The 24,961-nt window shown below is 34.3% G+C and carries 20 protein-coding genes and 7 pseudogenes; 16 read left to right on the plus strand and 11 right to left on the minus strand.

Going from position 1 to position 24,961, the window contains the following annotated elements; genetic code table 11:
* Positions 1 to 4: 4 nt before the first annotated feature.
* The 7 genes and pseudogenes from AAGD95_RS05830 (at position 5) to AAGD95_RS05860 (ending at position 4,671) form a co-directional block, all read left to right on the plus strand.
* Complete coding sequence (locus AAGD95_RS05830; RefSeq protein WP_341818450.1) at positions 5 to 136, plus strand: hypothetical protein; 132 nt, start codon at positions 5 to 7, stop codon at positions 134 to 136.
* Positions 93 to 835, plus strand: a pseudogene (locus tag AAGD95_RS05835) (IS982 family transposase); the annotation flags it as partial. The gene AAGD95_RS05830 and the pseudogene AAGD95_RS05835, both read left to right, overlap by 44 nt.
* A gap of 26 nt (positions 836 to 861) precedes the next feature.
* Positions 862 to 1,929 carry a quinone-dependent dihydroorotate dehydrogenase gene (locus AAGD95_RS05840; protein WP_341818451.1) on the plus strand — a complete coding sequence of 356 codons (1,068 nt, stop codon included), beginning with the start codon at positions 862 to 864 and terminating at the stop codon, positions 1,927 to 1,929.
* A gap of 90 nt (positions 1,930 to 2,019) precedes the next feature.
* Positions 2,020 to 2,718 (plus strand): ribonuclease III, encoded by a 699-nt coding sequence (gene rnc, locus AAGD95_RS05845; protein ID WP_341818855.1) that lies wholly within the window; start codon positions 2,020 to 2,022, stop codon positions 2,716 to 2,718.
* Positions 2,719 to 2,799: 81 nt separating this feature from the next.
* Positions 2,800 to 2,935 (plus strand): annotated as a pseudogene (locus tag AAGD95_RS05850) (IS66 family transposase); the annotation flags it as partial.
* Between the two features lie 746 nt (positions 2,936 to 3,681).
* Positions 3,682 to 4,532 (plus strand): annotated as a pseudogene (locus AAGD95_RS05855) (IS982 family transposase).
* The gene (locus tag AAGD95_RS05860) at positions 4,414 to 4,671 is read left to right on the plus strand and encodes a hypothetical protein (protein WP_341818347.1); all 258 of its coding nucleotides are present in this window, start codon (positions 4,414 to 4,416) and stop codon (positions 4,669 to 4,671) included. Before AAGD95_RS05855 ends, AAGD95_RS05860 begins: the two are co-directional and overlap by 119 nt.
* Before the next feature lie 183 nt (positions 4,672 to 4,854).
* On the opposite strand, the gene AAGD95_RS05865 is transcribed toward AAGD95_RS05860, so the two are convergent.
* Positions 4,855 to 5,832, minus strand: coding sequence for a quinone oxidoreductase (locus AAGD95_RS05865; RefSeq protein ID WP_341818452.1), 978 nt, complete (start codon positions 5,830 to 5,832; stop codon positions 4,855 to 4,857).
* A 425-nt stretch (positions 5,833 to 6,257) separates the two neighbouring features.
* Entirely contained in the window at positions 6,258 to 6,581 is a 324-nt protein-coding gene (locus tag AAGD95_RS05870; RefSeq protein WP_341818856.1) for a GIY-YIG nuclease family protein, read from the minus strand.
* A 108-nt stretch (positions 6,582 to 6,689) separates the two neighbouring features.
* Between AAGD95_RS05870 and AAGD95_RS05875 the strand changes: the two genes are divergently transcribed.
* On the plus strand, positions 6,690 to 6,989 hold the full coding sequence (locus AAGD95_RS05875) for a transposase (RefSeq protein WP_341818453.1): 300 nt from the start codon (positions 6,690 to 6,692) through the stop codon (positions 6,987 to 6,989).
* Positions 6,990 to 7,069: 80 nt separating this feature from the next.
* Positions 7,070 to 7,866 (plus strand): annotated as a pseudogene (locus AAGD95_RS05880) (IS982 family transposase); the annotation flags it as partial.
* Positions 7,867 to 7,997: 131 nt separating this feature from the next.
* On the opposite strand, the gene AAGD95_RS05885 reads toward AAGD95_RS05880, so the two are convergent.
* Positions 7,998 to 8,927, minus strand: coding sequence for an AEC family transporter (locus tag AAGD95_RS05885; RefSeq protein WP_341818454.1), 930 nt, complete (start codon positions 8,925 to 8,927; stop codon positions 7,998 to 8,000).
* Between the two features lie 366 nt (positions 8,928 to 9,293).
* On the opposite strand from AAGD95_RS05885, the gene AAGD95_RS05890 reads away from it, so the two are divergent.
* A complete protein-coding gene (locus tag AAGD95_RS05890; protein ID WP_341818455.1) occupies positions 9,294 to 10,493 on the plus strand; it encodes a multidrug effflux MFS transporter in 1,200 nt (399 codons plus the stop codon).
* Here the strand turns inward: AAGD95_RS05890 and AAGD95_RS05895 are convergent.
* Positions 10,490 to 10,926 (minus strand): annotated as a pseudogene (locus AAGD95_RS05895) (integrase core domain-containing protein); the annotation flags it as partial. The gene AAGD95_RS05890 and the pseudogene AAGD95_RS05895 sit on opposite strands and share 4 nt — an antisense overlap.
* Positions 10,857 to 11,024 (minus strand): hypothetical protein, encoded by a 168-nt coding sequence (locus AAGD95_RS05900; protein WP_341818456.1) that lies wholly within the window; start codon positions 11,022 to 11,024, stop codon positions 10,857 to 10,859. The pseudogene AAGD95_RS05895 and the gene AAGD95_RS05900, both read right to left, overlap by 70 nt.
* 15 nt (positions 11,025 to 11,039) lie before the next feature.
* On the opposite strand from AAGD95_RS05900, the pseudogene AAGD95_RS05905 reads away from it, so the two are divergent.
* Positions 11,040 to 11,890, plus strand: a pseudogene (locus AAGD95_RS05905) (IS982 family transposase).
* Positions 11,891 to 12,463: 573 nt separating this feature from the next.
* Here AAGD95_RS05905 and pth read toward each other — a convergent pair.
* Both pth and AAGD95_RS05915 read right to left on the minus strand, forming a co-directional pair.
* A complete protein-coding gene (pth, locus tag AAGD95_RS05910; protein ID WP_341818457.1) occupies positions 12,464 to 13,012 on the minus strand; it encodes an aminoacyl-tRNA hydrolase in 549 nt (182 codons plus the stop codon).
* Positions 13,012 to 13,623 (minus strand): 50S ribosomal protein L25/general stress protein Ctc, encoded by a 612-nt coding sequence (locus tag AAGD95_RS05915; RefSeq protein ID WP_164224796.1) that lies wholly within the window; start codon positions 13,621 to 13,623, stop codon positions 13,012 to 13,014. Before AAGD95_RS05915 ends, pth begins: the two co-directional genes overlap by 1 nt.
* Before the next feature lie 145 nt (positions 13,624 to 13,768).
* Here AAGD95_RS05915 and AAGD95_RS05920 point away from each other — a divergent pair, with 145 nt between their 5' ends.
* A complete protein-coding gene (locus AAGD95_RS05920) occupies positions 13,769 to 14,068 on the plus strand; it encodes an ETC complex I subunit (protein ID WP_265026079.1) in 300 nt (99 codons plus the stop codon).
* Between the two features lie 353 nt (positions 14,069 to 14,421).
* On the opposite strand, the gene rsmH is transcribed toward AAGD95_RS05920, so the two are convergent.
* Complete coding sequence (gene rsmH, locus AAGD95_RS05925; protein ID WP_341818458.1) at positions 14,422 to 15,303, minus strand: 16S rRNA (cytosine(1402)-N(4))-methyltransferase RsmH; 882 nt, start codon at positions 15,301 to 15,303, stop codon at positions 14,422 to 14,424.
* Positions 15,304 to 15,531: 228 nt separating this feature from the next.
* Between rsmH and AAGD95_RS05930 the strand changes: the two genes are divergently transcribed.
* A complete protein-coding gene (locus AAGD95_RS05930; RefSeq protein ID WP_341818459.1) occupies positions 15,532 to 16,752 on the plus strand; it encodes an MFS transporter in 1,221 nt (406 codons plus the stop codon).
* A 44-nt stretch (positions 16,753 to 16,796) separates the two neighbouring features.
* Here AAGD95_RS05930 and map read toward each other — a convergent pair whose 3' ends face one another.
* The gene (gene map, locus AAGD95_RS05935; protein WP_341818460.1) at positions 16,797 to 17,579 is read right to left on the minus strand and encodes a type I methionyl aminopeptidase; all 783 of its coding nucleotides are present in this window, start codon (positions 17,577 to 17,579) and stop codon (positions 16,797 to 16,799) included.
* A gap of 321 nt (positions 17,580 to 17,900) precedes the next feature.
* On the opposite strand from map, the pseudogene AAGD95_RS05940 reads away from it, so the two are divergent.
* The 3 genes and pseudogenes from AAGD95_RS05940 (at position 17,901) to AAGD95_RS05950 (ending at position 23,402) form a co-directional block, all read left to right on the plus strand.
* A pseudogene (locus AAGD95_RS05940) lies at positions 17,901 to 18,751 on the plus strand (IS982 family transposase).
* 1,014 nt (positions 18,752 to 19,765) lie between these two features.
* Positions 19,766 to 22,339, plus strand: coding sequence for a DNA polymerase I (gene polA, locus AAGD95_RS05945; protein ID WP_341818461.1), 2,574 nt, complete (start codon positions 19,766 to 19,768; stop codon positions 22,337 to 22,339).
* A 49-nt stretch (positions 22,340 to 22,388) separates the two neighbouring features.
* Entirely contained in the window at positions 22,389 to 23,402 is a 1,014-nt protein-coding gene (locus AAGD95_RS05950) for a hypothetical protein (protein ID WP_341818462.1), read from the plus strand.
* A gap of 36 nt (positions 23,403 to 23,438) precedes the next feature.
* Here the strand turns inward: AAGD95_RS05950 and AAGD95_RS05955 are convergent, their stop codons facing one another.
* Both AAGD95_RS05955 and AAGD95_RS05960 read right to left on the minus strand, forming a co-directional pair.
* Complete coding sequence (locus AAGD95_RS05955) at positions 23,439 to 24,218, minus strand: exodeoxyribonuclease III (protein ID WP_265034411.1); 780 nt, start codon at positions 24,216 to 24,218, stop codon at positions 23,439 to 23,441.
* A complete protein-coding gene (locus AAGD95_RS05960) occupies positions 24,218 to 24,925 on the minus strand; it encodes a uroporphyrinogen-III synthase (RefSeq protein ID WP_341818463.1) in 708 nt (235 codons plus the stop codon). The genes AAGD95_RS05955 and AAGD95_RS05960 overlap by 1 nt, the downstream gene beginning before the upstream one ends.
* Positions 24,926 to 24,961: the final 36 nt, after the last annotated feature.

Genomic DNA, 24,961 nt, shown 5'->3' on the forward strand with positions numbered 1-24,961 from the left:
TTCCATGGTTAACCTCATCTGTTTTTTTATAACTGCTGAGTTTACCCTGTTTTCTTGCCTTTTCTATTCTCCTTTAATCCAGAATTCGCGTCGAAATCATGACAATAATCCTGCTATATCAACAATCTCCGTGTAAAAATTTCAAAACTTTCTATCTACATTACCTAACGTTGCTCTACAAATCAGAGTTTCCAAAGTTGCCTTCATATACCAGGTTTGTTGCTCTAAAGCCTAGGGTTTTGTGGCATTTAGCAATGTTGTTGCATTGGCTTTGTGGACAGTCAGAAAACACTGGAATTTCATATATAGACACAACTCCCATTGCAGTTTGTCATGCAAAAAGAATATCCAAAACAAAGTTTTTGCTGGAATTGCAAAATTAAGCAAGAGTACTTACGGCTGGTTTTTTGGTTTCAAATTACATATGGTAATCAATGAAAATGGTGAAATTCATTCACTTACGCTAACAAAAGGCAATGTTGATGATAGGATACCTGTGCCAAATCTGACGGAAAAATTAACCGGCCTTTTGTTTGGTGACAAAGGTTATATTGCAAAAGAGCTTTTTCAGAAGCTGTTTGACCGAGGTTTGAAACTTGTTACCAAGGTGAAAAAAGGTATGAAAAATGCATTGATTTCGCTAAATGAGAAGATTTTACTGAGAAAAAGGTCTATCATTGAGACTGTTTTTGGTTACCTAAAAAATAGACTAGAAATTGAACACACTCGCCATAGATCCCCTGTTAATTTTTTGGTTCATATCTTTTCTACTCTCATTTCCTATTCCATCAAATCCAAAAAGCCTTCTATTTCCTATACTTTCTTCCTTCCTTAATCCAGAATTCGCGTTAATAGCGTTTTATGGTAAAAAATAAACTAAAAATAAGCAAAGTGTTTTACAAAATGATATTACGTAATTTATTGTTTTTACTGCCGCCTGAAGTTGCTCACTCTTTGGCAATCATGGCATTAAAGAAAATACCTTATAAGAATCCTATAGAGCTACCAGAATCTTTGAGTGTGAATTTTTTTGGTAATAAGCTCAGAAGCCCCGTAGGCTTGGCTGCAGGTTTTGACAAAAATGCAGAAGTTATAAAGCCTATGCTTTCATTTGGTTTTGGGTTTATTGAAACTGGTACTGTAACTCGTAATCCACAATATGGAAACAAAAAACCAAGAATTTTTCGGTTAATTAAAGATCAAGGGGTAATTAACAGATTGGGATTTAACAATAAAGGAATAGACTATTTTCTTAAACAAATAGATGAAACCAAGCTTGATGACTGCATTTTTGGTATAAATATAGGAAAAAATAGTGCATCGAAAGACCAAATCCGTGATTATGTTGATTTAATAAAGATGGTATATGGAAAAAGCAATTATATAGTGCTGAACATCTCATCCCCAAACACGCCTAATTTACGCAATCTGCACAATAAGCAAGAATTATCGGAATTGTTGAAATCCATCCGGAAATCAATTGATAATTCTAAATCCATACCAATAATATTAAAAATCTCACCAGATATAGATCAGCAAACGAAAGAAAATATCGCTGAGCTTGCGTTGGAATATAAGATTGACGGATTAACAGTAAGCAACACTACGGTAAGTAGAGATAATCTGCATTCCCACCACAACGAAAGTGGCGGATTGAGTGGCAAACCACTGTTCAAACTTTCAACCGAGTTATTGGGCGATATGTACAAATTTACTAAGGGCAAAATATTATTGATAGGGTGCGGAGGAATCTCAAGTGGTGCTGATGCATATAAAAAAATAAAGGCAGGAGCTTCTTTGGTGCAGTTGTACACTGCTCTCATATACCACGGACCTCAAGTTGTAAACAAAATTAATCTAGAACTTGCAGAACTAATAAGGAGAGATGGATTTAGTAACATTAGTGAGGTGGTGGGTTGTATACATTAATTTTGGAAGTTGGTGGTATTATTTTAATAAAATAAAACTAATTCTCTGGTATAAAGGTGGTAGAAAGTGCTTTTATTTTAAATAATGGGTATGAAGAGTTTGAATGATGCAATATCTAAGATCATTGATTATAAATTTACAAATTATGCAATATTAGAAGAGGCACTAACTCACCCAAGCGTAAATAAAAGGAATAGCAAAAACCAGATCGTAAGCTACGAAAGACTAGAGTTTTTGGGCGACAGTGTTTTGAATATGGTCGTATCTGCCATACTGTTTAAACTATTTCCTGAAGAAAAAGAAGGAGCATTGGCAAAAAGAAAGACGGATTTAGTTTGTGGCAACACCATTGCTAATGTTGCTAAAGAGATAAAATTAGGCAGTTTTATCATCATGAATAATAGTGAACGCTGCAATGGAGGAAGATGTAACCTAAAAAATTTAGAAAACTCGCTTGAAGCACTAATAGGTGCAATTTATATTGATGGCGGGCTTGAAAATGTTGAAAAATTTATTATCCAATATTGGGAAAAGCTAGCTAAAAGTATGCTTGACCCCCCTCAAGATCCTAAAACCTCACTGCAAGAGTGGACTCAGAAAAGCAAATTGCCTTTACCAGAATATGAGCTTGTAAAACAAACTGGACCAGCACACAATCCTGAATTTACTATATCAGTTTGCATAGAAGATTATGGTAAAGTTTCTGCATGCGCTTCTAGTAAGAAGATTGCTGAACAAAAAGCTGCTGAGTTGATGCTAGAAAAAATTGGAAAAAACGCTTCAGTTTAGGCAAAATAGGCATTAATGTAAGTTTTAAGGAAGCTAATAGCGTTTAGGGGAAATGGTCAATTTAAGGAGAAGCATAGTATTATTCATAAAAAAGTTGATCTACCAAAAATTAAGCCTTATGTGGTGGAATATCAATGGCCGTTGTTGGAGATGCGGAAAAAAAAGAAGTAGCAAGTTACCAAAAGGTGTTATGCCAGATACATTTGGTCCAAGAGTTGTTTTGTGAAGTTGACAGAGTCAAGGAGAATGAAAGTTTTAAAAAATAGCATATTTTTTAATTATAAAAATTTAATATTAACTGATATAGCTAACCCAAGAAAGGTTTTCCTACGTCATACCGCCGCGGTATCTCAGCATAGATTCCGCTAACAAGTAGCGGAATGACGAATTTTTGTTTTTCAAATTATCGGTAAATCTAAGTCAGTTTAGCTATATTATCTCTCACACCGCTTAGCTGAACAGATACCATAAAAGATAGCTAGAAAGCAATTGCACTTGCAGCAAATTTCAAGATACAAGCTTCTGTATTTATTTTAAATTAAAAAAAGCTCAAGAAAAATAAAGTCAATTTTTGACGTCCCAAATATTACAGAATGTAGTTGGTTGATTGAGTAAAAACCAGTGAACGGTCAGGTTAAAACATGTTTTTAAATTTTTGCCAAAATCCTGGTTTATTATCATTAACCTTTGTAAATGTTATATTTAAACTGTATTTCGGATCATTTGGCACGTCGTATTTTATGCTAAATGTTGAAACTTTATCGTTATTGTAAATATGCACATCATCATATGATAGCTTTGTTGTGTAACACTTTACATGCTTTTGCTTATCATACACTAAATCGCCTGACTCCCTTTCTAACGCGAATTCTGGATTAAAGGAGAATAGAAAAGGCAAGAAAACAGGGTAAACTCAGCAGTTATAAAAAAACAGATGAGGTTAACCATGGAAGATATAACAAACTGTTTTGTTTGGTCGATGATTTTTGCAGAGATATAGAGAAAAATTTTGCAGGTAAACTACTGCCAAATGGTAAAAAACCCACAAGAACAACGGAAATTGAGCACTCCGAAATCATGACAATAATCCTGCTATATCAACAATCTCCGTGTAAAAATTTCAAAACTTTCTATCTACATTACCTAACGTTGCTCTACAAATCAGAGTTTCCAAAGTTGCCTTCATATACCAGGTTTGTTGCTCTAAAGCCTAGGGTTTTGTGGCATTTAGCAATGTTGTTGCATTGGCTTTGTGGACAGTCAGAAAACACTGGAATTTCATATATAGACACAACTCCCATTGCAGTTTGTCATGCAAAAAGAATATCCAAAACAAAGTTTTTGCTGGAATTGCAAAATTAAGCAAGAGTACTTACGGCTGGTTTTTTGGTTTCAAATTACATATGGTAATCAATGAAAATGGTGAAATTCATTCACTTACGCTAACAAAAGGCAATGTTGATGATAGGATACCTGTGCCAAATCTGACGGAAAAATTAACCGGCCTTTTGTTTGGTGACAAAGGTTATATTGCAAAAGAGCTTTTTCAGAAGCTGTTTGACCGAGGTTTGAAACTTGTTACCAAGGTGAAAAAAGGTATGAAAAATGCATTGATTTCGCTAAATGAGAAGATTTTACTGAGAAAAAGGTCTATCATTGAGACTGTTTTTGGTTACCTAAAAAATAGACTAGAAATTGAACACACTCGCCATAGATCCCCTGTTAATTTTTTGGTTCATATCTTTTCTACTCTCATTTCCTATTCCATCAAATCCAAAAAGCCTTCTATTTCCTATACTTTCTTCCTTCCTTAATCCAGAATTCGCGTTAGAAATTGAACACACTCGCCATAGATCCCCTGTTAATTTTTTGGTTCATATCTTTTCTACTCTCATTTCCTATTCCATCAAATCCAAAAAGCCTTCTATTTCCTATACTTTCTTCCTTCCTTAATCCAGAATTCGCGTTAGAAGTCTATTCGCGGTATAGATTCCGCTAACACGTAGCGGGATGACGGTTGTCGGTAAGCCTAAGTCAGTTTAGCTATATGCTTTTAATTCCCCCAAAAGGAGAATTAAATATATGAGATTCTAGTTGATATAATTTAATGAATGGTTAGTTTAAATTACTAATTACTTAAGAAATTTTGATAATATTTAATCCACTCGCTTTTCTATTTTCCATATCGCGATGGGCTTGAATTATTTCATCAAATTTATATTTTTTATTGATCCGTACAGTTAAAAGTTTTTTTCTTAGCATCTCGAAGATTTCCATTGTGGTAAGCACTAATGTGAATCTATTATGCTTATAATGGTATATTGAAGTTCCAGTTGCAAATAACGAACGTGAACTAAGTAAAGAAAAACTAATAGGAGCGTTACCTGATATCTGCCCATAGGAAACGTATATGCCGAACCTGCCTAAAGATTCAAAAGAGAGCTTGCTTGTAGCGTAACCTATGGGGTCATACACTGCACCTACTCCTCTGTTTTGCGTAATCTCCATAATTTTAGAAACGAAGTCTTTATCATTGTAGTTTATTGCGTATGTACAGCCACTTTGTAAAGCTGTCTTCATTTTTTCATCAGAGCTTACAGAGCCTATCACTACACCTTTTTTATCCTTTGCCCATTGGCATATTATTTGTCCTAAACCACCATTAGCCCCATGAACTAGCACGAAAGCACCAGGCCTAATTTTATAAGATTGATTAACTAAATAGTGAGCTGTCATACCTTTAAACAGCACTGCAGCAGCAACTTCATCAGATATGTCATCTGGAATTTTTATCAGATATTTCTGGTGTATAACGCGCTTTTCACAATATGCCCCTGGAGGAGCTGTGCAATATCCAACTCTATCTCCAACCTTCAATCTATCACTGATTTTTTTACCAAGCTTTTCAATAACTCCCACTGCTTCTACCCCAAGCACTGATGGTAAATTTTTAATTTTGCGCGTACCTTTTCTGTGCTCTAAATCATAACGATTTAAGCCAATAGTTGTGTGACGTACTAAAACTTCCTCGCCTTTTGGCTCACCTATATTCTTATCTACAAATTCTAATACTTCTGGTCCCCCAGTTTTTTTAATTTGTATAGCTCTAACCATGATGAATGTAAGATAAAAACTTTGATTATGTTATCTAATAATTAATATTTTGCAAAGTTATTGTTTTCACAATCAATAGACTTCTTGCGTTACCTCCTGTCATTCCAGCGCGTGACGCTGGAATGGCTTTGTTGCATCGCTAGCTATGATGGATTAAAGATAAAAAAGATGGAGAATATCAGTAGCTTATTATTCTGGTATTTATAACAAGAACGGTCAGTGAATACCTAAATTTGAGTAAAAGAAATTTCACTACCACTCACTAATCCGGCTAAAATTCAAGAATTTCAATGCTTTAGCTATTTTCAATAGAATTAAGTTTATTAATATAAATAATAAATTACTATTCTTAAATTTGATCAGATTGATTGCAAAAAAACAAGATTTTCAATAGGTTGCTTATAATCCTAACTATAGTTAGCCTTTCATAAGTAGCGATGCAACAAAGCCCGCTGGAATCCAGATACGATTTCATCATATAAATCTTTCCATTCTTGATTTGTTTTTTCAATTAAGTTTATTTTCCATTTTCTCTGCCAGCTTTTTAGAAGCTTTTCTTTACTAATTGCTAAATTTATGTCTTGAAACTCCTCAAAGTAGACTAATTTACTAACATTGTACTTTGACGTGAAACCGGAAATGGCTTTGCTTTTATGCTCCCAAATTCTTTTAATTAAATTTGATGTTATACCTATATACAGGGTTCCATTTCGTTCACTTGCAAGTATATAAACATAATAACTTTTCATATATAGTAACCTGGATCCCAGTGGGCTTTGTTGCATAGCAACCGAAAAAATCTGGTGGCTACTGACAAAATTCATTATAAATAACCATTTAACTGTTGAAGAAAAAATATGCCACAGAAAATGAAAGTCAGTAACCAAAACGAATATAACAAATTCCTTGAAAAAAGGGGAAATATTTTTCGTTACATCGATGAAGCTATCGAAAATTGGTATGAAAATAGTCCAAAAATGCAGGGCGGCAACTATATTTACAGTGATAAAGTCGTAATTTTGGTGCATATAATTGTCAATCTTTTTAGAATTGGTTTAAGACAAACGGTGGGGTTTATAAAAGGATATCTGCAACAAATAGGAAAAAATTTGGCAGTTATCAGCTATTCACAAGCATCAAGATGGCGTCTACTCTGACCACTATGGAGCTTGCGATTTGCTTGAAGAAGTTAATTTTCAGCACAAAATAAAAGCATTATATGCAGATAGGGCATACTAAACTACTGCCAAATGGTAAAAAACCCACAAGAACAACGGAAATTGAGCACTCCGAAATCATGACAATAATCCTGCTATATCAACAATCTCCGTGTAAAAATTTCAAAACTTTCTATCTACATTACCTAACGTTGCTCTACAAATCAGAGTTTCCAAAGTTGCCTTCATATACCAGGTTTGTTGCTCTAAAGCCTAGGGTTTTGTGGCATTTAGCAATGTTGTTGCATTGGCTTTGTGGACAGTCAGAAAACACTGGAATTTCATATATAGACACAACTCCCATTGCAGTTTGTCATGCAAAAAGAATATCCAAAACAAAGTTTTTGCTGGAATTGCAAAATTAAGCAAGAGTACTTACGGCTGGTTTTTTGGTTTCAAATTACATATGGTAATCAATGAAAATGGTGAAATTCATTCACTTACGCTAACAAAAGGCAATGTTGATGATAGGATACCTGTGCCAAATCTGACGGAAAAATTAACCGGCCTTTTGTTTGGTGACAAAGGTTATATTGCAAAAGAGCTTTTTCAGAAGCTGTTTGACCGAGGTTTGAAACTTGTTACCAAGGTGAAAAAAGGTATGAAAAATGCATTGATTTCGCTAAATGAGAAGATTTTACTGAGAAAAAGGTCTATCATTGAGACTGTTTTTGGTTACCTAAAAAATAGACTAGAAATTGAACACACTCGCCATAGATCCCCTGTTAATTTTTTGGTTCATATCTTTTCTACTCTCATTTCCTATTCCATCAAATCCAAAAAGCCTTCTATTTCCTATACTTTCTTCCTTCCTTAATCCAGAATTCGCGTTAGTAGCGGAATGACGGGTTACCAAATTGTAGAAGTTGCTTTAGCTATAAATTCAAGTTTTATCAATGTCTTGTGTTGTTACCCAAATAATGGTTGTGCAAGTGCTTGAATTTTTGATCAAAAAAGAACAAGTTTGGTAAAAAATAATGATATTATTAGTGGAACATAAAACAGTCCCACTGCAGTACTGATTAGAAGCAATAGAGTAGCTTTATCTGGTTGATAATTCAAAATATTAGCAAGTATTATACTGGACCCAGAAACTGGAATAATAGCCAGCAACATCAGTGCTTTATATATGCTCTCATCGTATATACCTATAACATGCTTGTCTAAAAGGACAATTCCTAGAACAAACAGTGGCCAGAATACGTACTTTGCTGTAATAGTGATCAAAGCAAGCTTCCAATCTACTTTAAAGCTTGCAATATTTGCAATGCTCACTCCAAGTAGCACCATTCCTAGTGTAACAAATGTACTTCTAATGTTCATCATAACATCTGTTAAAAAAGTAGGTATTTGTATATCGTATATACTTAAAAAGAAGCCCAGAATCATCGCATAAAGCGAAGGAAGTTTGAACAACTTTAATATGCATTCTTTTGCGGTATAAATACCATTTGCGGCTATGTAAAATCCTAAGCTATTTTCAAACAATGCCATCCCTATATAACAAACAACATATACAGATACTGAATCTTCATCAAATAAAGCCATGGCAATCGGCAGGCCAAAATAACCCATACTTGTGCTGCCCGAGCTAAATGCTAATATGTTTCTTGTGTTATCCTTAAATAAAAAAGAAGAAAGATAATACACTGATAAGGACATAGTGCTACCTATAAACCATATCAAAATCGGCAGAGAAATTACTTTTAAATTAACTTCTGTATGAGAGACTCCATATAAAATCACTATTGGATTAGCTATATAAAAGAGTATTTGAGATAGAGTGTTTCTATCAATTTTAAGACATTTTCCTGCTAAATAACCAATAAACATTGTAATATAAATAGGTAATATTTTTAGAAAAAGAGTAAAGAACATACTAGCCTATTGTGATACTTTTGACTGATAAAGTGATATTAGATCTTAAGGTATTGTAAAAGTAAACAAAATTTATTTTCCAATTTATCCAGCTCATAGTTAATTAAAAAAGATTCACTTAGTGCCAAAATTTGTTTTTATATAGGACTTAAGAATGATATTTTTATGATAAAATTATGTTAAGTTTCTGTAAAGCTTCTTGCATATTTTTAAATAATGATGAAAAATTAAACTGCTTGTGGTAATTCAGACGGACTGTTGAAAAAGTAAGAAAATGTTCTTCTTTTAATGCTTTAAATGTGATATTTTTATTCATTAATTAAAAATTTCAAATGTTACTACCATTTCTGTTAATCCTGTCTCTAAATGTTACTACCATTTCTGTTAATCCTGTCTCTAATTGCCAAGTTCATTGAAATTGATATTTCCGTGCCTAGCTTTCCGGATATAGTGCGCTATTTTAACGTATCGGAAGGAACAATTCAATTAACTATTGCTTATAATTTTTTAGGCTTTTGCATAGGAGGGTTGTTTTTCGGTCCATTGTCTGAATGCTATGGCAGAAGGAGAATTATGATCATAGGTAACACTTTGTTATTAATCGGTGCTGTTGGTTGCGTTTTTGCACCTTCGGTTTTTTGGCTTTTTATCTCTCGCTTTGTTCAGGGCATTGGTGTTAGCACATCTGTAGTTGTGTTTGCAATTGTTGCAGACAGTTATCAGGGTAACAAAGCAATAAAATTTATTGGAATCATGAATTCTGTTCTAACAGTTGTCATGGCAATTGCACCTATTTTAGGAAGCTTTATTAACGAAGCTGTAGGGTGGCGTGGTAATTATGCAACTGTTGCAGTAATTTGTTTGATCTCTTGGATTTTACTACTTTTAGCGTTACCAGAAACAAAAAAGGACCGCGATATTTTCAGTTTGAAAAAAACGGTGAAAGATTACGGGAAATTATTATCGAGTTCAAAATTCGTTGCATTGTCTTTAATACCAAGTCTCTTTACTTCTGAATATATGTCATTCATTACTTGTGGGCCATTTCTATACATGGAAACTTTTGGATTACCAAGCAAAGTTTATGCACTACATCAAGGTTTGATTGTAGGTTCCTTTTCTCTAACCAGCTTATTTTCCGGTAAAATCCTACAAAAATTTGGAGCAAGATGGTGTGTAATTTCTGGTACGAGCGTAGGTGCTATTGGGTCTCTATTGCTTGTAATATTCAGTGTAATCATGCCCCATTCTTCCTACTTAGTAACACTGTCTATGATTATTTTTTCTATCGGTTGTGCAATGTGCCAGCCAGTGGTTTTGAACGCATCAATAAATGTTTTCCCTGAAATTAAAGGTACGGCTTCTTCTGCACTCTCGGTCATTAGAGCTTTTATCATGGCTATTTTTATCGGCTTAACAAGCTACGTTTACAATGGTCAAGCAATTAGTGTAGCTGTTCTTGTTCTATCCGCGATAGTACTAGAACTTGTTTTTACTGCATATTTATTACTAACTACACCCTTAAGATCTGGTATGATTAATAATTTTGTAAAAGACAAGAATTAACTGACAGAAGAATTAAAACTAATATCATGCTCTTGTTTAATGCTACTAATATTTTTCTGAAAAGCAATATGTTTACTATCCAAAAACGTTTGCATAGGCATAGCAATATTTGCCTGAGTGAGGCCTTGTCTCATTGTAAGAACGCAACCAGTGATCAACATCAATCTGTCAAAGAATTGTAGATTTTTTTTCTAAAGATAATATTGTAACACTCATCTTGCATAGTTCTGTGAAACCTTTCGCATATGTCACTAGTTTGTAGAGAGTTGGCTTTGGTTCTAGAATGATCAACGTTTTCTATTCCCAAATATAGCTGATAAGCGTGATTTTCGGGCTTGCCACAATACTCCGTACCCCTATCAGTTAGAATGCGTAATAATGGAATTTTCTGCTCATCCAAAAATGGAATAACTCTACCGTTGAGAAGATCTGCAAGCTGTAATAACGCGAATTCTGGATTAAAGGAGAATAGAAAAGGCAAGAAAACAGGGTAAACTCAGCAGTTATAAAAAAACAGATGAGGTTAACCATGGAAGATATAACAAACTGTTTTGTTTGGTCGATGATTTTTGCAGAGATATAGAGAAAAATTTTGCAGGTAAACTACTGCCAAATGGTAAAAAACCCACAAGAACAACGGAAATTGAGCACTCCGAAATCATGACAATAATCCTGCTATATCAACAATCTCCGTGTAAAAATTTCAAAACTTTCTATCTACATTACCTAACGTTGCTCTACAAATCAGAGTTTCCAAAGTTGCCTTCATATACCAGGTTTGTTGCTCTAAAGCCTAGGGTTTTGTGGCATTTAGCAATGTTGTTGCATTGGCTTTGTGGACAGTCAGAAAACACTGGAATTTCATATATAGACACAACTCCCATTGCAGTTTGTCATGCAAAAAGAATATCCAAAACAAAGTTTTTGCTGGAATTGCAAAATTAAGCAAGAGTACTTACGGCTGGTTTTTTGGTTTCAAATTACATATGGTAATCAATGAAAATGGTGAAATTCATTCACTTACGCTAACAAAAGGCAATGTTGATGATAGGATACCTGTGCCAAATCTGACGGAAAAATTAACCGGCCTTTTGTTTGGTGACAAAGGTTATATTGCAAAAGAGCTTTTTCAGAAGCTGTTTGACCGAGGTTTGAAACTTGTTACCAAGGTGAAAAAAGGTATGAAAAATGCATTGATTTCGCTAAATGAGAAGATTTTACTGAGAAAAAGGTCTATCATTGAGACTGTTTTTGGTTACCTAAAAAATAGACTAGAAATTGAACACACTCGCCATAGATCCCCTGTTAATTTTTTGGTTCATATCTTTTCTACTCTCATTTCCTATTCCATCAAATCCAAAAAGCCTTCTATTTCCTATACTTTCTTCCTTCCTTAATCCAGAATTCGCGTTTCACGGGCTCTTTTAGTCATAAATATTTAAGAAATTTACCAAACGAAAAAAAGGCAAAAGAAGCCCCGTGGTTATTATCCGCTTTAAAATATTGGCGTTTTTTATGTTTTAAACGCTTGACAAGCGAAATTCAGCTGCTTTTAATTGCAACTAACCTACGCTGCAAATGTTTAAGAAATTTACTAAGCAGAAAAAAAGACAAAGAATCCCCGAGTTAGCTAGTCTTTTACTATCTCTGTCGAGTATTGGCATTTTTTGATGTCTTGTAACGCTTTATAAGCGCGTTCAGCTTATTTAGATAAAAATCTAGATGTAGATGAAGTTTTGTAAAGACATACAGTATCTATATACTGCAAAAAATTGAACATAAGACGCCGATACATTAAGTAATCCTTACCTTTTAATCTGCAGATTGGCGAAAGCAAATACAATAGCTTCAGTTTCATGATAAGGGAGCTGGCGAAGCTTGTCAAGTAGTTTCTATTGAATGACAATTGTGGCTTATGCAAGAAATCTGTCATTTTAATTGTGTGAAATTTATTTTTGTGTTTCGTAATATTATATAATCGAATTGATAAAAGCTGTATTATCTCCTTGCAGCATTAAGTGTATATTTTTCGCTATTTTCTCTACTAAGGGAGTAACATTATCAAAATTTGAAAATTTTGATAACACATAATCTGCTAAGCTTCTTTGATCTTCAGGTCTACCCACTCCAAATCTCAAGCGCCAATAATCGTTGCCAATAAAACTATCTATGGATTTAAGTCCATTATGTCCAGCAGAGCTACCACCTTTCTTTATTTTTATTCTTCCAAGTTCCAAATCAGCGTCATCGTGTATGACAACGATATTATCTAGCGATAATTTGTAAAAGTTGCGTATTTTTGCAACAGGGATGCCTGAATTATTCATAAATGAATAAGGCTTTATTAACATGATTTTATTATCATTAATTATGCCAGAGGTTATTAGATAATCGGCTTTTTTAGAGAACGACTGGAAATTCCAATATTTGCAGATTGTATCAACGGTGATGAAGCCGATATTATGATGAGTTAGCTCATATTGACTGCCAGGGTTACCAAGCCCAACTATCAGATGCACTATTCCTCTGTTTCTGCTTGAGGTTTTTCAACGTCACTATCGGCAGCAGAAATTGTAACAATGGTAAAATTTTCTTCTTCATGAGCTACAAACTTAACACCTTCTGGTAATTTTACATCATTAATATGTATAGACTGGCCAATCATTTTACCGGATAAATCAACTTCAATAACCTGAGGTATTTTATCAGGAGAGCATTTAACAGCAATAGAACGACACAAAACATTAAGCACTCCACCTAACTTGATTCCTGGAGCTTTACTTTCATTCACAAATGATAGAGGTATGTCTATTTTAATTTCGCTGCCTTTATCAACAAATTGAAAATCAACATGTTGCACAGTATCCTTCACTACATGCAATTGGATATCGCGAACAAGAGCATATTCCTTTTTGCCCGAAATATTCAGCTCTATCAAATGTGCAGAAAGAGAGCCTGATTTATATTGCTTCGTGAATTCCTTTGCAGACAATGTCAAATTTACATTATCATGGCCCTTTCCATATATGATCCCAGGAATGTTTCCTTTCTTCCTTAGAGAATGCATCGCTTTTGTTTTTGTTATATCACGTAACTCTGCATTAATTGTTACTATTTCTTGTTGCGTCATTGGTTACTCCTATTCAGCTAATCCTTTTAATATAATTTAATATTAATATAACATAAAAATATTTATTTCAAACTTCATTCTTTCATACTAATTGTTTGTGAAAGGATTTATTTAGATATATATTTAAGCTTATTTAACAAGAACTATGGGCATTGATAATAAAGTAGTTTTTAGGATTTATAAACCAACAAGAACTGCAACACAATCTGGTTTAGGTAATACAAAATTCTGGCACCTAAAAATTGAATCTGGCTCTTACTACATTGAACCTTTAATGGGGTGGGTTGGCTCAAAAGATCCAAAAAAACAGATTGTATTAAAGTTTGATTCTCTTGAAAAAGCAGTATTCTACGCAAAAAAACGCAACGTTAAATACGTAATTGAAATGCCAAAAAATGTTAAGAGGCTGCCAAAATCTTACGCAAGCAATTTCATACTAAAGTAAGGTTTATTATGGTGTGCTTGTCTGTAAAAGGTAAGGCTTAGTATAACCAATTTAATTCTGGGTTTTAAGTTGTGCTAGCACGCTGCGGCCATTTAAAGAGTCAAGATTTTTAACCTGGCTAGCCAGTATTAAAGAGTTATTTTTCAGGTATTTCTTTACAAGGCTTGCAAGTCTTTTTGGATTATTCAAATAGCTCCATTCTGCTTGTAAAACTTTTATATCACTTTGTACTAAATTAATTTCACTTTTTATTTTTATTAGCTCTCTATTTAACGACTGAACATGTAATTTTACCTTAAATAGTCCTACAATGCTAAGAAAAAACATAACTATTGAGATGATGCAGAGAGTTCTCATGACAACCTCTGTATAGCTCTTAGTTTTGCTGAGCGTGAACGCGGATTTGCACTTACTTCTTCTATACTTGCTTTGATCACTTTTTTATTTAGAAGAGAGAATGTCTTGCAATCAGTAGCACATAAATCTTTAAAAAAAGTTTTGACTATACGATCTTCTAAGGAATGAAAGGTGACGACAATTAATTTGCCATTCTCACTTAAAATCTCAGATGCAGCTTTAATGCCCTTTTCAAGTTCTCCCAGCTCATCGTTTACCCATATTCTGATTGCCTGAAATGTTCTGGTTGCAGGATCAATTTTGCTTTTTCCACGGAACACCACAGAACGTACAATATCCGCAAGCTCAAATGTAGTTTTGATAGTTTTCTTCTTCCGTGCATTTACTATTGCTCTTGCAATTTTGCGAGAATGATGCTCTCCTCCGTAGTTATATATAGTATTTGCAATTTCTTCTTCGCGTAAAGCGTTAACAAACGTTGAAGCGTTTATATAAGAAGAGTTATCCATGCTCATATCGAGTGGACCATCATGTAAAAATGAGAACCCTCTATCTCCGTTATCAAGCTGCATAGATGAAACTCCGATGTCAAAAACTATTCCATCGATACCTTCAATATTGTTGCTATCTAATAAATTTTTAATATTACTAAACTTCTCAATAAATAGTTTTATTCTATCGGGATATCTAACGCTTAAATCATCATAAAACTTAGTTACCGTTTCATCTCTATCAATTGCATATACCTTGCAATCAGCTGACTCCAATATTGCTTTGCTATACCCTCCAGCTCCAAATGTGGCGTCTACGTATATACCACCATCCTGCGGTGATAGTAGTGATAGCATCTCTTTTAACAAAACTGGAGTGTGTGTCATAGTGCTCCATCAAGAGACTCTGTGCATACAAATAAAAATAACTTCCCACTAAAACATGATATTTCATGAAAGTATATAGGCAATAATATAAAAATACTTGAATATAGTCAATGATATAAAAATATTAAGATTCAATAAGATACTATTATTAGTATAATGTTCAAATTTTTCTATTATATAAAAAAAAGTAATGTATATTACTAAATACTAAACAAACTATAGAAAATTATGCAGCAAATAACAAAAGCAATATTCTCGAGTTTGATTTGTAACACTTTATTGTGGTATGACCACATGCTTTTTGGCCACTTAATAAACATAATAGGTGGTGTGTTTTTTCCATCAGATGATCAACTAACCAGCGTATTGAAGGCTTTTGGAGTGTTTGCAGTGGGTTTCTTAATGAGACCAGTCGGCGCTGCCATATTTGGTCACATTGGTGATAAGCATGGCAGAAGAGTTGCCTTATTGCTCTCGATTATATTAATGACTTTATCAACCGTATTAATTGCTTTTGTTCCAGGTTATCAAAGCATTGGAATACTAGCGTCAATGCTGGTAGTGTGTTTAAGGTTATTGCAGGGTATATCCCTTGGGGGAGAAGCAGGAAATGCACCATTTTTAATAGAACACGCTCCTAAAAACAAAAAAGGATTTTTTGGCAGCATTGAAGTATTAAGCGCAATTTTTGGTTCAGTATTAAGCCTGATAGCGGTACTCATATGCAAAAAAGTATCTGATTTTGAATCTTGGGGGTGGAGATTACCTTTCATTTTCAGTTTAGCAATGGGATTAATTAGCATATATATGAGATATATACTTGATGAAAGCCCAGAGTATAAAAGACAGAAAAATCCATCTAAATTGCCATTAAAAGAGTTATTAAACAATTACAAAAAGCCTGTTCTAATATCAATAGGTATTGACTTGGTTGAAAATGCGTCTCTCTATATATATTTGGTATTTTTCAATGTGCTTACAAATAAAATATTAACAGTAAATACTCATTTTAATCATATAGTGGAAATACTGAGTCAAATTGCGCTCGGAGGATTGACAATATTATTTGCTATACTTTCTGATAAGATAGGAAGAGAAAAAGTTATGAAGTTTGCATTTATAACTTTTGTAATAGTAAGTTATCCAGTTTTTTCAATGTTATGTACTGGCGATTACTTGCTCACTTTTATGGCACACATTCTTTTTATAATTCCAATAGCTGCATCGCTTGGTCCTGTCAGTGCACTTATGTGCGAATTATTTCCAACAAAGGTTCGGTACAGCGGATTTGGTTTGTCAAGAAATATAGCTGCTGGATTTTTTGGTGGTCTTGCACCATTTATATGCACAACAATTATCAAAGTTACAGGACAAGAGACTTCAGCTAGTTTTTACATGATTTTCTGTGCATTAATTGGGCTAGTTGCTATATCACAAGTTAAGGGTTAGCTTTCTTCAAGATCACTAAAAACAAGAATTATAGCTACAGGGTTTTAGTTATAAGGCGGGAAGTGCCAATTTTTAGGTGATAATGTGAATATTTCAGCACCATCTTTTGTTACTCCGAGTGTATGTTCAAATTGAGCAGAAAGTGAAAGATCGCGTGTTGTCACTGTCCAGTCATCGAGTTTACTGAGCAGAGTCTCATGTTTTCCAGCATTAATCATTGGCTCTATTGTAAAAAACATACCTTCCTTCAAGACGAGATTTTCATCTTGATCATAGAAATGCACTACATTCGGTGGAGCATGAAAGACTTTTCCTATACCATGTCCGCAGTAGCTGTGTACGATAGAATATCCAAAACCTCTAATATATTTCTCTATAGCAAGCCCTATTTCATTTAGCTTATTGCCGGGCTTAACTTGTTTAATTGCTTCCATCAATGCATTATAAGTAGCGTCACACAAACGTTTTGCTTTTATTGATGGCTTGCCAACCCAAAACATGCGACTTGTATCACCATGCCAGCCATTTAAAATCACCGTAACGTCAATATTCAAAATATCTCCATCTTTAAGCGGTTTATCATCGGGAACACCATGGCACACAACTGCATTTTTTGAAGTGCAAATTGATTTTGGATACCCCCTATAGTTTAGTGGTGCTGGAATTGCACCTGCATTAATTATAAAGTCATGACATAGATCATTTAACTCACTAGTTGTCACCCCTACCTTTACGTATGGTGCAATGAAATCAAGAGTTTCAGCAGCAAGCCTGCCAGCCTTGTGCATAAATTCAAAATCTTCTTGTGAGTGTATAGTTATGTTCATATTTTCCATGTCTTATTGTAATTGGTGATCTTTTACGCTTACTCGCAAGTACATAAATGTAATAACTTTACGTATTATGAAAATACGCCCTATGGATCCTAGTGTCAAGTCATTTGTATGACAAGTGGTCAAGCAAGAAGTCTATTTAATAATCTGAACTATACAACTACTATCTCAGGATAATCTGAAGATTTTTTGTGATAGTAATCGATGCTCTTAACGCGAATTCTGGATTAAAGGAGAATAGAAAAGGCAAGAAAACAGGGTAAACTCAGCAGTTATAAAAAAACAGATGAGGTTAACCATGGAAGATATAACAAACTGTTTTGTTTGGTCGATGATTTTTGCAGAGATATAGAGAAAAATTTTGCAGGTAAACTACTGCCAAATGGTAAAAAACCCACAAGAACAACGGAAATTGAGTACTCCGAAATCATGACAATAATCCTGCTATATCAACAATCTCCGTGTAAAAATTTCAAAACTTTCTATCTACATTACCTAACGTTGCTCTACAAATCAGAGTTTCCAAAGTTGCCTTCATATACCAGGTTTGTTGCTCTAAAGCCTAGGGTTTTGTGGCATTTAGCAATGTTGTTGCATTGGCTTTGTGGACAGTCAGAAAACACTGGAATTTCATATATAGACACAACTCCCATTGCAGTTTGTCATGCAAAAAGAATATCCAAAACAAAGTTTTTGCTGGAATTGCAAAATTAAGCAAGAGTACTTACGGCTGGTTTTTTGGTTTCAAATTACATATGGTAATCAATGAAAATGGTGAAATTCATTCACTTACGCTAACAAAAGGCAATGTTGATGATAGGATACCTGTGCCAAATCTGACGGAAAAATTAACCGGCCTTTTGTTTGGTGACAAAGGTTATATTGCAAAAGAGCTTTTTCAGAAGCTGTTTGACCGAGGTTTGAAACTTGTTACCAAGGTGAAAAAAGGTATGAAAAATGCATTGATTTCGCTAAATGAGAAGATTTTACTGAGAAAAAGGTCTATCATTGAGACTGTTTTTGGTTACCTAAAAAATAGACTAGAAATTGAACACACTCGCCATAGATCCCCTGTTAATTTTTTGGTTCATATCTTTTCTACTCTCATTTCCTATTCCATCAAATCCAAAAAGCCTTCTATTTCCTATACTTTCTTCCTTCCTTAATCCAGAATTCGCGTTTGAAAGGTTTTTACTTAAAAAAACAAACAAAGAGCTCATTTCAATAATTGTTCGTCTAGGTGACCAACATCCAGAGATTTTTGAAGAACTAGAGGATGAAGAATATGAGCAATTCACTCAAAGTAAGTTTTCAAAATCCGAGAATTATGTATAAAGTGATTGGAAAGATGGTGAGATCAGGTAATCTATAGCTGGCCCAAGCAAGGTTTCCCTATGTCATACCGCCGCGATATCTCTTAGCCGCTAACACGTAGCGGGACGACAGCAGTCCTATGTCATGCCGCCGCGAACCGTCATACCGCGATTCATTCGCGGTATCTCATCAGCTAACAAGTAGCGGGATGACGGTTGTCGTTTAGCTATAAATATTTAAGAAATTTACCAAACGAAAAAAAAGGCAAAAGAAGCCCCGTTGGTGGTTGGCTATTTACTATGTACTAAAATATCGGCGTTTTTTTTATTCTAAAACGCTTGATTAAGAGCGATTTAGCTGCTTTTAACTTGCAACTAACCTACACCGCAAGTGTTTAAGAAATTTACTAAGCAGGAAAAAAGGCAAAGAAACCCCGTAGTAGCTAGCATTCAAATTCTCCCTTGTCAATTTGACGTTTTTTGCTGTCTTAAACGCTTTGTAAGCGCGTTTCGGCTTACATAGGTAAAAACCCAGATTTTTAAAGACATGCGATGCACGTAGTGCGAAAAATTAAACATGAGACGCCAAATACCCTAAGTTTTTTGTCATTAACCTGCACAGATTGCGAAGATAAATAAATAGCTTCAGTTTCATGATAAGGGGGCTGGCGAAGGGTGTCAAGTAAGTTTTTTGTTTCTATTCCCAATAAAAGTTCGTTATATGGTTATGCAAGAAGTCTAATTGGTATAACCATGCATGAATGCTATTTTCGGTAAAATCTCTTACAACGCTCAAAAGCAGAAAAACAAAAACTTGATTTTCGCAGCTAAATAGTGGACCATCAAAAGCACGCATAAATATCTACAATGAAAGAAAAAACTTTCACAATCATCGATGGCTATGGTTTTCTTTTCAGAGCTTATTATGTACTACCTCACTTAATTACCACAACAGGAATGCCAATAGGTGGTGTATATGGCTTTCTGAATATGGTTCTTAAGTACATTGCCCATTCGGACTACTTAACTATAGCACTTGATGTGGGGAAAAAAAATTTTAGGCACAATTTATATCCTGAGTACAAAGCAAACAGAGTAACGCCTCCTGAGGATCTAATTCCACAGTTTACCATACTGAGGGAAGCGGTAGAAGCTTTTAACCTCAGCTATGAAGAAATTGAAGGTTATGAAGCAGATGACATAATCGCAACACTAGCTGCAAAATACGCCAACCACCAAGACTTTAAAGTGGTAGTCGTTTCATCAGATAAAGATTTATTTCAACTCTTGAACCACAATATTTTAATATTCGATCCCATTAAAAATATATACATAGATGAAAAACAAGTAATAGAAAAATTTGGTGTAAACTCACACAAGCTTCTTGATTTATTTTCTCTAACTGGTGATGCATCTGATAACATTCCAGGTGTTCCAGGAATAGGTCCGAAGACTGCAGCTAAATTACTAGATGAATTTGATTCATTGAATAATATTATAGAGAACATTGATAACATCGAGCAAACGAGGATTCGTAATATTCTTACCGAACATAAGGAAAAAGCACTAATTTCAAGAGAACTTTTATCACTATGCGAAAAAGTAGACCTTCAACATGATATTGCAAAATATGAAGTCCATTCTCCAAATATGGAGAAACTATTATCCTTTTTAAAGAAGTATGAATTCAATTCCTTAATAGGTAAAATGGAAAAGCTTTTTTCTTACAATGGATCTAGCACAGAAAAGAAAACAGAATATAGTAGTGAAGAGTTAGAGAAATTTTTGGAGCATTGTAGATATGAAGGCAAAATTGTAATTCATTACCACCTTGAAAACAATGTATTAAGTCTATCTTATAGCGAAAGTAATATTTTTTATATAGAGCAAGACAGCATACAAGATGCACTCATTACAATTAACTCAACTTTACTCTCAAATGGGGTGCTTAAAATAATACATAACATTAAAGAGATCAGGAAAATCTTCCCTGCAGTAGAGAAGATGCTAGATTCAGTTGATGATTTGATGATAATGTCGTATAGCTTGGATACAGGAAAGCATGATCACAGTATTCCAAACATAGTTGCGCATAATTTGAGTGAAAATGCAGAAATTTTCTCGGCAAAAACTTTAATAGCAATTCATGAAAAGCTAAAGCAAAGGTTGTTTCAGGAAAAATTGTTCACAATTTACGAGCGCTTCGATAAGCCACTTATGAAAGTAATATTTGATATGGAGAAAAATGGGATATTACTGAACATACAAAAATTACAGGAATTGTCCGATAAATTTCAGCAGGTAATTGCTGTACTTGAAAGTGAGATATATAACTTAGCAGAGGAAAGATTTAATATTGCTTCGCCAAAACAATTAAGTGATGTCTTATTTAATAAAATGGGGCTTAATAAAAAGAAAAAGTCAAAATATGGGTCGTATAGCACCAATTCTGAGGTTCTAGAGGCGCTTGAAGCAGAAGGAGCGGAAATCGCAAGTAAAATCTTAAATTGGCGACATTTAAGTAAATTAAAAGGCACCTACACTGATGCGTTAATAAAGCAAGTTGATCCCATTGATGGTAGAATACACACAAGCTTTTCAACGACTGCAACTGCAACTGGAAGGCTGAGCTCCAGCAATCCTAATTTACAGAACATTCCTATCAGAAGCGAAGAAGGAAATCTCATTAGACAAGCATTTATTGCGCCAAAAGGACATAAGATAATTTCTGCCGACTATTCACAAATAGAATTGAGACTCTTGGCACACGTTGCAAACGTTGCAGCATTTAAAGAAGCTTTTGCAAACGGACAAGATATTCACGATATCACCGCAAGGCAAGTTTTTGGAGTGCAAGAAATAGATGAGCAATTAAGACGCAAAGCAAAATCCATTAATTTTGGAATTATATATGGCATTAGTCCGTTTGGCCTTGCAAAACGGCTTGGAATTACCATTGCGGAAGCTGCTGAATACATTAATTACTATTTTTCCTGTTACCCAGAAATAAAAGTCTATATGGAAAAAGCAGTGTCTATCGCGAGATTGCATGGTTATGTAGAAACTTTGTTTGGCAGGAGATGCTTTGTAAGAGACATAAACAATACAATTCCTTATGTAAGACAATTTGCAGAAAGGGCAGCAATAAATGCACCACTGCAAGGCACCGCTGCTGATATAATAAAACGTGCGATGATTCAGCTTTTTGACCAATTGAAAGTAGGTAAAATAATCCTCCAGGTTCACGATGAACTACTGGTTGAAGTAGAAGACGAAAAGGTACAAGAAACAGCAAAACTTATGAAAGATATAATGGAAAATGCAATAGAAATTTCTGTACCACTTGAAGTAGAAATAAAAGTTGGCGACAACTGGGGTCTAAATTCCCTTAATTATGACTTAAACATCGTGAATTCTAGGAGTATAAATCATTTGAACTAATACGAAAAATATGTTAGAATAGAACATAGCAAATGCAAATAGGTCAGCCATGACAGGCCCACAAGTAAAAAGTTCAAAACCTCCAAAGTTACCTACTCAGGTAACTAACGAAGATGAGAAAATTTTTGAAAAAGAGGAACATCAGGTAATCTATGATGCCTTTATACAATTGCTAAAAAACAAAGTACAACCTAAAGAATTAAAGGAAGATGACGAGGCAGTACTCGCTTTCATGCTAAGTCAGAATCAAACTATATTCAATAATGTCAAGCTAGAAGATGTAGAACCACTCAGTGAAGAGAATTTTTCTCAGTTTTTACTTTCTGTGTTTAAAGAAATTAGAGAAGAAAATTTAGCTAATGAAGAGAATTTAAAGAATGGTAAAATAGAAAAAGCAGTAGCTAAGTGTGTAGCTGATATACGGGGTACAGAAGCTAAAGATTCATTCATAAAGCTTCCCGGGTGGCTGTTTGGAATAAAGGTAAATCCTAAAAACTTTTTTAGCTCTTTTATGAATGGGATGAAAGAAAAAATACCATTCTTAAGTAAAGATAAAAAAGAGGAGGATGAGCCACCGCTCAGTGATGAAGAGATGGCAACAACGTTCTTAAGCAAGATCTTTTTTCCTATTCTTTTTTCCATTGCTTCAATATCAATTTTTGGTCCTACTACACTTGCGGTAGTTGTTGCTGCTATTGGTGCAATATTTGCTATAAAAGGAGGAGTGGGAGTTCTTTTTTCAAATAACAAAAAAGGTACTTTGTATGACTCTAGCTCACAAGATAAAGATGATACAGAAAAGAGAGCAAAACTGAATGGAAAAATTCTCGAGGGCATTGATGATATTTTAAAAACCCCAGTTACAGGAGTTGAGAAAGGCACCTCTGTTTCTGAACAAATTTCCCAAGAAAAAGAAAAGAGTGAACAACAACCTGTTCCTGAGCAAATTTCCCAGGAAAACAACAGGGGAAACGAAAAGAGTGAGCAGCAAGATCGATCTTGGGCAGGAAAGGAAAACAAACGAAGGGAAGAGACCATAGAGCAGCAACCAAGTAAGACCTAGGTTTGCCAAAAAGTGAGTTGTGTAAGAGGTCTACTATTATTCTATAGCACATACAACAGGAGTATGGTCAGACGGATTTTCTAGCTTACGCAATCTATCATCTATGTAGCATGTTTCCAATTTATCTACAGCTTGTGGTGATAACAGCATATAATCTATTCGCATTCCTTGATTATTTCTGAGTGAATTGCCTTGATAATGCCACCAAGTAAATTGTTGCAAATTTGGGTGAGATATTCTAAACGCGTCTTTAAACCCAAGATTCAAGACTGCTCTTAACTTCTCACGTTCTTTTATATGAAAGCACACTTGGCCATTCAATAAATTTGAATCAAAGACATCAATTTCATCCGGTGCAACATTATAATCGCCAGCTATAATAGTTAACTCTTCATTCTTTAACAAAGTGCTCATCCTTTCATATAGATTATCAAAAAACTTGAGTTTATATTCAAATGCTTGAGAGTCCAGGCTTTGACCATTTGGCACGTATACACTTCCTACCCTTACCTTCTGATTATTGTGCTTTATTATGCACTCTATATAACGCGCTTCTTGATAACCTTCTACGATATCAATCTTAAACTTCTCCAGTATTGGATATTTAGATAAAACACAAACGCCATTTCTTGCAACTTGTCCATAGATAGCATATTCATATCCTAACTTTTCTATCTCTGCATAAGGAAATTGCTCTTCCGTACATTTTATCTCTTGCAGCAAAACTATATCTATCTGACTATCAACTATAAAACTACAAAGTTGGTTAACTCTTTTACGTATGGAGTTTACGTTCCAAGTTGCAATCTTTAGCATCAACAATCCTTATTAATTATATCAATTAAACTCTCCCCAGTAGGCAACCTCGATGTTATAATTTTTTTCCATTTGATTAACTTTAAACTATCAGCAATGTTCTTACTCATGGTATATGCAATTGTGTTATTCATCACATGAGATAGCCCACTTTTTAGAACTAATGAACAAAATACCCTTGCTGTCTGTGAGGAAAAAAAAGCAACGCTATCAATTTTACCATCCAACAGTAAATTTTTACACCTATTAGTTAGACTCCTTTTAATAATTGTTTTATAGAGTACAACTTCTCTTACGTTAAAATCTTCTTCAGATAATCTCTTTTTTAGGTCACATGATACTTCTTGTCCTCTTATATATAAGAACTTTATTGCACTTGAATAGTGAGCTTTTATGAATGATATCAGACCATCAACGTTGCTGTCTGCTGAGATTATATCAGAAAATCCCAAATTTTTTGCAGCCTGCATGGTTGAATTACCAACTGTAATAATCGGAAAGTCATCCACTTTGCATATTTGACTAAAAGTCTTTACACTGTTTTTACTTGTAGATATCACAACGTCAAATTCGTACGCAGATATATCAGGATTTAAGTACTTTATTGTGAATACTGGTTCTATAAAAACTTTGTATCCATACTTTCTCAATATATTTCTTGTATTGAACGAATCCAATAAAGGCCTCGTTAATAAAATAGACTTCATTCTGATTTATTTCACTACTAGTAAAATAGTACCCTT

Origin of the sequence: Wolbachia endosymbiont (group B) of Ennomos erosarius (assembly GCF_964026905.1) — a bacterium.
Classification (GTDB): Bacteria; Pseudomonadota; Alphaproteobacteria; order Rickettsiales; family Anaplasmataceae; genus Wolbachia.

Bases quoted from the DNA above. Each gene is read 5' to 3' on its own strand.
- AAGD95_RS05830 (WP_341818450.1), top strand. From the start codon at position 5: ATGGTTAACCTCATCTGTTTTTTTATAACTGCTGAGTTTACCCTGTTT.
- AAGD95_RS05840 (WP_341818451.1), top strand. From the start codon at position 862: ATGGTAAAAAATAAACTAAAAATAAGCAAAGTGTTTTACAAAATGATA.
- rnc (WP_341818855.1), top strand. From the start codon at position 2,020: ATGAAGAGTTTGAATGATGCAATATCTAAGATCATTGATTATAAATTT.
- AAGD95_RS05865 (WP_341818452.1), bottom strand. From the start codon at position 5,832: ATGGTTAGAGCTATACAAATTAAAAAAACTGGGGGACCAGAAGTATTA.
- AAGD95_RS05870 (WP_341818856.1), bottom strand. From the start codon at position 6,581: ATGAAAAGTTATTATGTTTATATACTTGCAAGTGAACGAAATGGAACC.
- AAGD95_RS05875 (WP_341818453.1), top strand. From the start codon at position 6,690: ATGCCACAGAAAATGAAAGTCAGTAACCAAAACGAATATAACAAATTC.
- AAGD95_RS05885 (WP_341818454.1), bottom strand. From the start codon at position 8,927: ATGTTCTTTACTCTTTTTCTAAAAATATTACCTATTTATATTACAATG.
- AAGD95_RS05890 (WP_341818455.1), top strand. From the start codon at position 9,294: ATGTTACTACCATTTCTGTTAATCCTGTCTCTAATTGCCAAGTTCATT.
- AAGD95_RS05900 (WP_341818456.1), bottom strand. From the start codon at position 11,024: ATGGTTAACCTCATCTGTTTTTTTATAACTGCTGAGTTTACCCTGTTT.
- AAGD95_RS05915 (WP_164224796.1), bottom strand. From the start codon at position 13,623: ATGACGCAACAAGAAATAGTAACAATTAATGCAGAGTTACGTGATATA.
- AAGD95_RS05920 (WP_265026079.1), top strand. From the start codon at position 13,769: ATGGGCATTGATAATAAAGTAGTTTTTAGGATTTATAAACCAACAAGA.
- rsmH (WP_341818458.1), bottom strand. From the start codon at position 15,303: ATGACACACACTCCAGTTTTGTTAAAAGAGATGCTATCACTACTATCA.
- AAGD95_RS05930 (WP_341818459.1), top strand. From the start codon at position 15,532: ATGCAGCAAATAACAAAAGCAATATTCTCGAGTTTGATTTGTAACACT.
- map (WP_341818460.1), bottom strand. From the start codon at position 17,579: ATGAACATAACTATACACTCACAAGAAGATTTTGAATTTATGCACAAG.
- polA (WP_341818461.1), top strand. From the start codon at position 19,766: ATGAAAGAAAAAACTTTCACAATCATCGATGGCTATGGTTTTCTTTTC.
- AAGD95_RS05950 (WP_341818462.1), top strand. From the start codon at position 22,389: ATGACAGGCCCACAAGTAAAAAGTTCAAAACCTCCAAAGTTACCTACT.
- AAGD95_RS05955 (WP_265034411.1), bottom strand. From the start codon at position 24,218: ATGCTAAAGATTGCAACTTGGAACGTAAACTCCATACGTAAAAGAGTT.
- AAGD95_RS05960 (WP_341818463.1), bottom strand. From the start codon at position 24,925: ATGAAGTCTATTTTATTAACGAGGCCTTTATTGGATTCGTTCAATACA.